This is a genomic window from Sulfitobacter sp. HI0027 (assembly GCF_001634775.1).
Lineage (GTDB): Bacteria > Pseudomonadota > Alphaproteobacteria > Rhodobacterales > Rhodobacteraceae > Sulfitobacter.
In genome coordinates this window covers 1-9,401 of sequence record NZ_LWER01000005.1, presented here as the reverse complement: position 1 = coordinate 9,401, position 9,401 = coordinate 1, and the positions used below count along the sequence as shown (strand labels likewise).

Sequence of the window (9,401 nt, the reverse complement as noted above, 5' to 3'; positions counted from 1 at the left end):
ACAAGCTTTTCGAAGAGAAGCGCAGTGGTACGACGGACGCCCGCCCTCAGCTGAAAGAATGCCTGAATTACGTCCGCGACGGTGACCAGCTGATTGTCACACGTATCGACCGATTGGCGCGATCCACACTGCACCTTTGCCAGATCGCTGAAACACTGAAACAGAAAGGTGTCGATCTGGTCGTGCTCGATCAGAATATCGACACGTCCGACGCAACCGGGCGGCTGCTGTTCAACATGCTCGGAGCCATTGGCCAGTTCGAAACCGAAATCCGCGCCGAGCGACAGATGGATGGGATCAAGAAGGCCAAAGATCGCGGCGTACAGTTCGGCAAACGACCCGCGCTTTCAGAAGATCAGATCGTTGAGCTACGCAAAAAGCGTACCGCTGGAATGCTGATCAAAGATCTGATGGCACACTACAGCCTCTCAAAAGCGACAATCTATCGGTATCTCGGAGCGAACGAACCGTGAGCGTCAGTCTCAACGCGCAAACAACCCAACAGAAACCTTAAAGGGGTTTTCTGCACTCAGCCCCACTCGACCCCCCCTTGCCCGAGGCGCGTCGCTGGACCCAAAGCCGTCTGCTGCGCGCTGTGAAGGCCTATGTCCGCGACGGCTTCCTGCCTACCGAGGTGCTGGCCCGCGCCGGGCGCCGCGAAACCGACGATCGCCTGCCTGCGATTGTTGCGGCCATCAAAGGTTCGGACCCGGATATCACGCTACAGGCGATCTGCGACCGGTTGGAAGCCATGCGTGAGCGGACTCCACGGGGACGGACCAGCTGGCAGCCTTCTTCCGTGAGGATGCTGCTGCAACGTGCGGAAAAGCTAGGATTGTTGGAGTAGTTTAGAGAGCAACGTTATCCCATAACCAATGAGATATCGCTCACCCCGTTGGCGAGCTCAGCAATCTGCAGGCTTCATTGATCGTATCTTCGAAAGGAGCGTCAAAGGGATATCACCTAGCACCACAGATCAAGCGCCTCGCAGCAGATCCTGCACGACCGATGGCTTCTTTGCGATCAAGGCCAGCAGGACTTGAGCAGGGCCCGTCGGGTGTCGACGCCCATGTTCCCAGTTCAAGAGCGTGCCCTTTGCTACTCCTATGCTTCGGGCGAATTCAGCCTGTGAGAGACCAGTTCTTTGGCGAACTTCGGCCACATCGACATCGACAACGGATACCTCATGGACCTTGGCGGCCGTCATGTTTCCATCTGCGAATGCCAAGGCCTCTTCCAGGCCTTTCGACACCGATTCAAATGCAGTCATGTTGCGTCTCCATATCTTGCGACAAGCGCTTTGCTCATTTCGACTGCCGCGGCTTGTTCAGCCTTGGACAGGTTGGCCTTTTCGTTCTTGGCAAAGACCGTGATCAAAAAGATCGGCATATGGTTCCCGCCAAATACATACAACGTCCTGAAACCGCCGCTCTTGCCGCCCCCAACTCTTGGGATGCGAATCTTTCGAAGCCCGCCGCCGAGAGAAACCCCATCATCAGGATTACCGGCAATGTAGTTGATTGCAGCCTCGCGCTCTTGTTCCGACATGATTGCTTTGGCGCGCCTTTGGAATTCGGGCAGTTCCACCACCGTCTGCAATCGTGTCATTCTAGGTTACCATTTATGCTTCGCTGACGTATAAGTCAATGGCACACGAACCGCGCTTAGCGCAACCCAATTTGTGCCACTCTTGGATATTGCCCAACTGACAGCGTTTCGACCAGATGCTTGAGGCAAGTGTAGATCGCAGCTCGAAAGCGTCGAGTGGCTTGGTCTTTCGGAAAACAGCCCTGTCATGACGTGCCAGAAGAATGGATGCGGTGTCCTACCGGCTGAACCCTGCATTCATCCGACACTTAAATACCCCTGCGTTCAGCACCTGGACACTGGTCCGGGAGATCGTCTGCAATTAGGTAGAAAACGGCATTCGCATCTGCGGACTCAGCGTTCATGCACCGCGTCGCGACACATACGCGTCTCCTTGGGCAGCTTGCCCCGAAACCGCTTCAGTGCTTTGAGGATTTCATCCACGCGAGGCTTACGCCGAACACGCACAGCACCATCGTCTTTGACTAGGTCGATCTCATCACCTTCCTTCAAGCCGAGTTCAAGCACAAGTTCGGCGGGCAAACGGACAGCTAGATAACTCCCCCATTTAACGACTTGCATCTTGTCCTCTCAAGGCATGGATAAAACAACGTTCAGTGTACATCCATCTCGCTCCACAAGCAAAGCCATCGCCCTGCAGGTTCGGCGACGGAAATGCGCCGATCCGCCATCGCAACGGAACCTGTTGTCGTCCAAAAAATTTGAAGAATCATTCGGTTCGCACTGGTTCGGCGGTACCATTGACCAATAATGCCTAGTCTGTTTCTCAGCAGGTAAGGTTCCCTTTTTCGAAGAAGCACTCCATTAGATCGAGTTTTTAATTATCAATTTCAATATCTTAACCAAGATCCGGCAGCTTGATTGAATTTGGTGCTGTGGATAACTTTTGCACTACATCTAGATTCTTCTTGCCGGACTCGCTGGATCGTGGCATTCCCATTCTGACGGCAAATTGCGTCAGACGCGGTGTACGTCGTCAAAATGATCAAGAGCCTTAACAGAGGCCAAGAGCGGGCGGCAGGATATGGATGATCGTAACGTTGGATATGCGCAAGGCATAGGCTCTTCTGACATCGGCACGTTTGCCGACAATCTGGCCGAGTCCTTGGATCGGCAGATGAAGATCGCCTTCGAACCCGAAGAGCGTAAAGCCTTGCGGCGTTTCAGCTCGACCGAAGTCGCCGGTCTCCTGCGCGTAAGCACGTCTAACCTGCGCAACCGGCACAAGGACGGTAGCTTCCCGGAAGTGCATACTGATAACCGCGGGCACCGGTTCTACACAGCCCAAGAAATGGACGAATTGCGCAATATCTTGGAGCGCACGGGAAGGAATGCCGAATCTTATCGGCCAGGTCGACGCGATGGCGACCGACTTCAGGTGCTATCTGTCGTCAATTTCAAAGGTGGTTCGTCGAAAACAACAGCGACGATACATCTTGCACAGCGGTACGCCTTGCGCGGCTACCGTGTTTTGGTCTTGGATCTCGATCCGCAAGCAAGTTTGACCACATTTTTCGGCTTTCGGCCCGAACTCGAGTTCGCCGAAGGCGGAACAATCTATGATGCTCTGAGATATGAGGATCAGGTTCCGCTCTCTGACGTGATCCAAAAGACCTACTTTCACAAGCTCGACATGGTTCCGGCTGGCTTAATGCTCTCGGAATACGAAACCGAGACAGCAAACGCGCTCGCCCGTCGGATGCAGCCCATTTTTGCGGAGCGCCTCGCCTTGGCACTCGAGGAGGTAGAGGCAAATTACGACATCGTACTGATCGACTGCCCTCCTCAACTCGGCTTTCTGACTCTCACGGCATTGGCGGCCTCTACAGGGCTCTTGGTGACGGTCGTGCCAGGCATGCTGGATATCGCTTCCATGAGCCAATTCCTGAAACTTGCGTCAGAAACGGTAAAGGCCGTTGAAGAAGCGATTGGACGCCGTGTGACATGGGATTTCGTCAAATTCCTGATCACAAGGTATGAGCCGTCAGATGGGCCACAGACCCAAATGGCTGGCTACCTGAGATCAATTCTCGCCGGCCAGGTCATGACTGAACCCATGCTGAAGTCTACCGCAATCTCTGACGCCGGAATGACCCAGCAGACCGTCTATGAAGTTGATCCCGGCCAGTTCATCAGGAAAACGATTGATCGCGCTCTGACCAGCGTGAACGGCGTTGCCGATGAACTGGAGCAGACGATCCAAATGGCATGGGGGCGTCGCTGATGGCCAGAAACATTTTCAACCAACCTCCGAAGGACGAAAAAGAGAGCGCGGCTCCCTCCCCTACCATGCAAAAAACTGCAAAGCTGCCCGGCTCTGTTGGCGGTTTGCGGGACTCCTTGCGCGAAATCACGGCCAATTCGATCCGGGACATCGAACCCGATCAGATTGACATGGATGGCCTTCGCGATCGGTTGGTGCTGGAAGATACGAGTATCGACGAGCTTGCCGAGAGCATTCGCAAGCATGGCCAACAAGTGCCGATCATGGTCCGCCCATCGGGCCAACCCGACAGATACCGCATCATCTACGGCCGCCGTAGACTGGCAGCGATCCGCAAGATCGGAGGAACGGTCAAGGCAATCGTTCGCACATTGGACGACGACGCCTCGCTTATCGCACAGGGTCAAGAGAACAACCTTCGACTTGATCCGTCTTTCATCGAAAAATCTTTGTTTATCAGGGAGATGCAGGAAATTGGGTACAAACCCGGCGTCATTCAGGATGCTTTGGGGTTAACCCGGCAAGGCGTGTCCAACCACCGGGTCGTTATCGATCAACTGCCTGATGGGCTTGTTCAGCTTATCGGGCCGGCACATGGCATCGGAAGACGGCAGTGGGGTGATTTAGCGGCCCTATCGGGAAAGGTAGACTTGGTGAATTCGGCCAAAGAGGTGATCGCCGCCCTGCCCGACGACACTCCAAGCCCCGAGAGATTTCAGGCGGTCTATTCTGCTTGCTCGCACAAGGCGCGTGCAGACAAAAAACCGACCAATCGCGGCGTGACGTCCGTCGTCAAGAATGAGAGCGGCGACACTGTCGGAACGCTGACAGTCGATCAGAAAGCGATCGCCATCAAGATCGCCAAAAAGGACAACCCGGAATTCGGCCAGTGGCTCGAGGAGCGTGCAGAAGCCGCGCTTTTGCAACTCTTCGATACTTGGCGGAATGAGAGCGGCTCTGGGTCTTAACCCAAGCCACATAGAGGAACCCGAGCAAAGGAGAAAAGCGAAGACCAGAAAGAAAAGAGCCCCCCAAAGTTTCCCCTGGAGAGCCCTCATCATTCGATTTGCACCCATGATGTAGCAACCTCCAGCAAACCGGTCAAGAGTCACCGATTCGGTGAACCGATTTTTATTGCCTTTTCCCAGATGAAATCTTGGGAGGAGACAGGGAAGCTGTGGGCCAAACGGTCATCGTGATCAAATCATGGCATTTACAAAACTATCAATTGAGGCTGCTGGTGCAGATGCATCATGCGGCTCAACTCCCGCATCTGAAATCGATATCTGGACCATCTTCCGGGCCCTGAGAGACGCGCGCAGCGTGTTCGGGCTTCGCCCTGGCCACATCCAGACCCTTCAAGCAATGCTCAGCTTTTTGAAACCTGGCCACGGCGAAACGGTTTTTGCGTCGAACAATTCAATCTGCCAACGAGTTGGCGGCATCGACGAACGGACACTTCGCAGGCACATCAACCGCTTCGTCGAACTCGGATTCATCAAGCGCAATGACAGCTCGAACCGAAAGCGCTACCGCGTTCGCTCATCCGGCGGGGAGTGCATCAGTTATGGATTGTCGCTTGCACCCCTGCTTCAACGTGCGAGCGAGCTCATCACCATCGCGCAAGAAATGGAGAATAACCGGCGGGATCGGATATTTGTCCGCAAACAGATCCTCACAAAGCTCGCCCATTTGGAAGAGCATGATCCCAACAACACGTTCATCAACCACGCACGAAAAACTCTACGCAGGAAGCTAAGCCTCCCCGAATACCGCGCACTGCTCTCCGACACGGACGCAGAATGCCAAAGTTTATCCACCCCGGATGATCCACCAGAAACAATGCAACTGCCCGCCAATGACGGACAATCTGTCCGGCATCAATCTAAGTCTGATGAAGAAAAAAAAGATTTAGATAGCAACGTAGGCAAAGAAGAACTGAAACCAGAATTACTAACTTCGGTCTGTGACCAGGCGACCGCATTCGCCACAGAAAAGCTTCGAGATTGGGTGGACATCGAGGCTCACGCTCGAAATCTTGCTCCAATGATGGGAATACACCCAGAAACGTTCGCGAAAGCAAAGAAGATTGTAGGAACGCAGAAAGCATCCTGCGCGATTTTCATCATGCTACAGCTAGGACAACGCATCAGGGATTTTGGAGCCTACTTTCACAGTATCACTCTGGGCCAACGTCAAACCCAATTTGATCCGGTCTCTCTGATTAAGCGCCTGTCCAAAACGAACAAGAGTCTCGCCTAGTGTCCACCGCGGTGGACGTCTGACCGGGAACCACGCTCATGACAGCTCCATCTCTCCGATCACCACAACGAGGTCACCCCGAGACCCGCCCAAGCGATGATGTACGATCGTTCGGCTAACCTCAGAACAAAAGATGTCCACCGCGGTGGACAAATTGGAGACCAAGCGGACATAGTGGTTCCAGCCGCCAATCGTTGCAGGATACAATCAGTTTTCTCTCGTTGTAATTCTAGCGCTCCACCGGCAGGTCACTATCTCCAAAGAGGTTTGGAAAGAGCCGCTCTCGATAATCCAACGGAAACGCCAACCGAACGGGTGTCTTCGGCGAGGCAGAGGTCAGGTATCCGGCGGCGGTCAGTTTACTCAGCGTGTTGCGAGCAGTACGCTCGGACGTCTTGAGCACAATCTGCGCGTCGCCTCGTTCCAGTGCGCCATGCCGAAGAACCGCCGAGATCAGTTCCGGCGCTCGCTTGTCATCGATGGTATCTGCAACAAGACGACGATACCGTTGGTCCAGTCGGCCGAGATCGAACAATCTTGCTGAGAAGGTGATCTGGTCAAGCGTCACCTTTAGGAACCATTCACTGAACGTCTTCAGTGCCGCTTCTGACAGGTTCCCCCGTCCGTCGCGGTCTCCGCGGCGTGGACTGTCGGCCAGATCCATCATCCGTTTGTACTCGCCCCGATCGGTTAGCCCGCGGGCCAGCCCACGTGATACGGACCAGAGCCCTTGGCCACCGATCCCCGCTGTGAGGGCCATTGCATGAGACATCAATCTGCTGACGCGCCCGTTGCCATCCGGGAAAGGGTGGATGTAGTTCAGCCGATGATGTGCAGAGGCGATCGCGATGATCCGTCCGCTCGAAGACCGCGCCGCAATCTGAAACCGTTTGTCGAAATGGTCCATGAATGCCGCGACCCGCGACGATGAAGGAGGTAGGTGGCGCCCGACCGCAACTTCCCGATCATCATCCTGGCGCATGCGTCCCGGAACGATGGGCTCTTGTGTGCCGTCGGGATGTTCGATGGCCCGAAACTCATCCGGCATCTCGTCGTAGAAGCTCTTATGGACCCAAGTCAGGAATTCGACGGATGTGGGGCGGGGCAGGGTGCCTATGCGATGCATCTCATCGATGGCCCGTTGAACGATGACGTGCGCCCGGGCCTCAAGGGCGAGGGGACGGGTTTCTTCCTCAAGCTCGGCACCAGCCAGCGCCCTTTCGATGTCGCGGGGGCGCGTGTTGTGTCCTTCGATCAGGTTGGAGTAATAGCAGTTCATCACACGGACGAGATCGGCAAGTTCGGCTGCGCTGTCAGGATGCAACCCTAGTCCCAGCCCGGTGGCTTCCCTCTGGATGTCGACCGAAAGGTCTGCCAGTTCTGTGGGAATATGCTCCTCGAAGAAGCAGGGTTCGATCCTGGCGGGTGTTTCCAGCATTTTTGCCGATCTTCCATGTTTGCAAAGTAATTGAAAAATAAACACATTTCGTACTTTCAAGCAAGGTTTTGCCGATATGCGTTGCCGATCTTGCCTGCCGATCTGGAATTGCTGCATGAAATCAATGGCTTCGGCAGAAGGGCCGGGCTTTTCGGTTTTGTTGTGTGCCCAAAGGGGCCGGAAAAAGAGAAAGTGTTCTTCGGGTTTTGTGACTGACGGATGAGGGTCCGGGCCGGGTTCCGGTCTGCCGTTCCGGATGAAGGGCATTCCTATGCAATCAGGTGTCTTGCGCGTGCTCCGCGCAACCGCCGCCTCCTGGTGGCGGCATAGAGAGCTGCGCCGAACTGGCCAGTCGGCGCGGGCGCGGCAGCTCGAACGCGAGACTGTCTTGCGTGATCTCGGCTATCTCAGGCAGGCGGCGACATTGCCGAATGCCCATGTAATCTGCGGGGATGGTGGGACATTCCTCCATCACGGTTGGACCACCGTGTCGACCTTCGCGCCGATCGAGCGCTTTCCCTTGGCCGCCCTCGCGGTCGCACTCGGGACGCCCTTCATCGAAATCCGACCCGTCACCGATGGCATCGGCTTCGCGAACCTGCCGCAAGTTACGCGGGACGGTTCGGTCGACCCGGACCGTTCGGGTGCCGGCAGGTCCGTCTCGCTGACCACCTACATCGACATGGTCGAAAAGCTAGGTGCCAGCATCACCAACGATCCGCGGCCCCGTCGGTCAATCTGATCTCCATTCCCTCTCACCAAAACTCGAAAGGACGCCAGCCATGGCCCGATCCCGCACGCCCAAATTCGATGCCTCCGAGTTCATCACCAACGAAATCATCCGTATCATCGAGCGCGGCGTTCTGCCTTGGCGCAAGCCCTGGACGGCTGGCGGTAGCTCCAGACCCTTGCGCGTGGGCGGTGAACCCTACCGGGGAGTGAACAACTTCCTGCTGACGATGCGGACCGTGATGGCGGGCCACAGCTCTCCCTTCTGGATGACGCTGCCGCAAGCCAATGCGTTGGACGCAAAGGTCCGCAAGGGCGAAAAATCCTCTGTCGTCGTTTATTACGGTCAAAGCCGGAAAGACGCGGGCGCAGATGAGCATGACCGCAGTGACGAGGATGATCACTCCGAGGAAGCCCGTATATTCCGCTTCCAGAAATCCTACCGCGTGTTCAATGCCTGCCAGATCGAGGGTTTGCCGGATAGCTTCCATCCCGAGCCGGACCCGGTGCTTGAGCATCCTCCGTCCGAGCCCATCCCGCACATGCAGGCGTTTTTTGACGCCATCGACATCACGACCGTCTTCACAGGAACAGAAGCGTACTATTTGCCGCCCGTGGACAAGGTCTACATGCCGTCCATCACGCGGTTCCAGGATCCGCGCAATTTCTACGGGGTCTGGGCCCATGAGCTGGCCCATGCCACGAAAGCCCCCCATCGACTGAACCGTGATTTCGGGTTCTCGAAGTTTGGCAACACGTCCTATGCGCGCGAGGAGATCGTCGCGGAATTGACCTCGGTGTTCCTGGGTCAGGAACTTGGCTTTACGGCGCATACGCTCGAGATGAATGCTGCCTACCTTCACAACTGGTTGCGCTAATGACGAGCTCGTCATTACCGCAGTTATCACGAGGACGGCATAATGCGGAGGAAGTCCGCCAATGCCCTTGTTTCCCTGGCGGTCTGTTCACTTTCCTCCGCATAATTTTTGATGCGCGTCAGAGCGTATCCAACCAGTCGAGCACGCTCTGGTCGCGCCGCCATGATGGCGGACTATCGGTTTTCGGTCTTTCGACCCGTTCCAGTGCTTTCCGTTTGGTCTCCAGATTTGCCTGTGCGTAATGGTTAGTGGTCTCAAGGCT

At 55.6% G+C, this 9,401-nt stretch carries 9 protein-coding genes and 2 pseudogenes; 7 read left to right on the top strand and 4 right to left on the bottom strand.

Annotated features, from left to right (window positions below; all coding sequences use genetic code 11):
- Both A3722_RS00345 and A3722_RS00340 read left to right on the top strand, forming a co-directional pair.
- On the top strand, nt 1-473 hold a 473-nt coding region (locus tag A3722_RS00345), incomplete at its 5' end, for a recombinase family protein (protein ID WP_067915843.1).
- A 65-nt stretch (nt 474-538) separates the two neighbouring features.
- Nucleotides 539-847, top strand: a pseudogene (locus tag A3722_RS00340) (recombinase family protein); the annotation flags it as partial.
- A gap of 129 nt (nt 848-976) precedes the next feature.
- On the opposite strand, the gene A3722_RS00335 reads toward A3722_RS00340, so the two are convergent.
- The 3 genes from A3722_RS00335 to A3722_RS00325 all read right to left on the bottom strand — a co-directional run bounded on the left by A3722_RS00335 (nt 977) and on the right by A3722_RS00325 (nt 2,169).
- Nucleotides 977-1,270: a helix-turn-helix domain-containing protein gene (locus A3722_RS00335; protein ID WP_067623059.1), complete on the bottom strand. Its 294-nt coding sequence runs from the start codon at nt 1,268-1,270 to the stop codon at nt 977-979.
- Nucleotides 1,267-1,608, bottom strand: a complete 342-nt coding sequence (locus A3722_RS00330; protein ID WP_067623056.1) for a type II toxin-antitoxin system RelE/ParE family toxin — start codon at nt 1,606-1,608, stop codon at nt 1,267-1,269. Before A3722_RS00330 ends, A3722_RS00335 begins: the two co-directional genes overlap by 4 nt.
- A 333-nt stretch (nt 1,609-1,941) precedes the next feature.
- Complete coding sequence (locus A3722_RS00325; protein ID WP_067623053.1) at nt 1,942-2,169, bottom strand: AbrB/MazE/SpoVT family DNA-binding domain-containing protein; 228 nt, start codon at nt 2,167-2,169, stop codon at nt 1,942-1,944.
- Between the two features lie 463 nt (nt 2,170-2,632).
- On the opposite strand from A3722_RS00325, the gene repA reads away from it, so the two are divergent.
- From repA to repC, 3 genes are all read left to right on the top strand, one after another.
- The gene (gene repA / locus A3722_RS00320; protein WP_067623045.1) at nt 2,633-3,832 is read left to right on the top strand and encodes a plasmid partitioning protein RepA; all 1,200 of its coding nucleotides are present in this window, start codon (nt 2,633-2,635) and stop codon (nt 3,830-3,832) included.
- Nucleotides 3,832-4,800, top strand: a complete 969-nt coding sequence (repB, locus tag A3722_RS00315) for a plasmid partitioning protein RepB (protein ID WP_236627298.1) — start codon at nt 3,832-3,834, stop codon at nt 4,798-4,800. Before repA ends, repB begins: the two co-directional genes overlap by 1 nt.
- A 238-nt stretch (nt 4,801-5,038) precedes the next feature.
- The gene (repC, locus tag A3722_RS00310; RefSeq protein ID WP_067623039.1) at nt 5,039-6,094 is read left to right on the top strand and encodes a plasmid replication protein RepC; all 1,056 of its coding nucleotides are present in this window, start codon (nt 5,039-5,041) and stop codon (nt 6,092-6,094) included.
- A 229-nt stretch (nt 6,095-6,323) separates the two neighbouring features.
- On the opposite strand, the gene A3722_RS00305 is transcribed toward repC, so the two are convergent.
- Complete coding sequence (locus A3722_RS00305; protein WP_067623036.1) at nt 6,324-7,532, bottom strand: Fic family protein; 1,209 nt, start codon at nt 7,530-7,532, stop codon at nt 6,324-6,326.
- Between the two features lie 256 nt (nt 7,533-7,788).
- Between A3722_RS00305 and A3722_RS00300 the strand changes: the two genes are divergently transcribed.
- Complete coding sequence (locus A3722_RS00300; RefSeq protein WP_082849303.1) at nt 7,789-8,274, top strand: hypothetical protein; 486 nt, start codon at nt 7,789-7,791, stop codon at nt 8,272-8,274.
- 40 nt (nt 8,275-8,314) lie between these two features.
- Nucleotides 8,315-9,136, top strand: a pseudogene (locus A3722_RS00295) (ArdC family protein); the annotation flags it as partial.
- Nucleotides 9,137-9,401 lie beyond the last annotated feature (265 nt).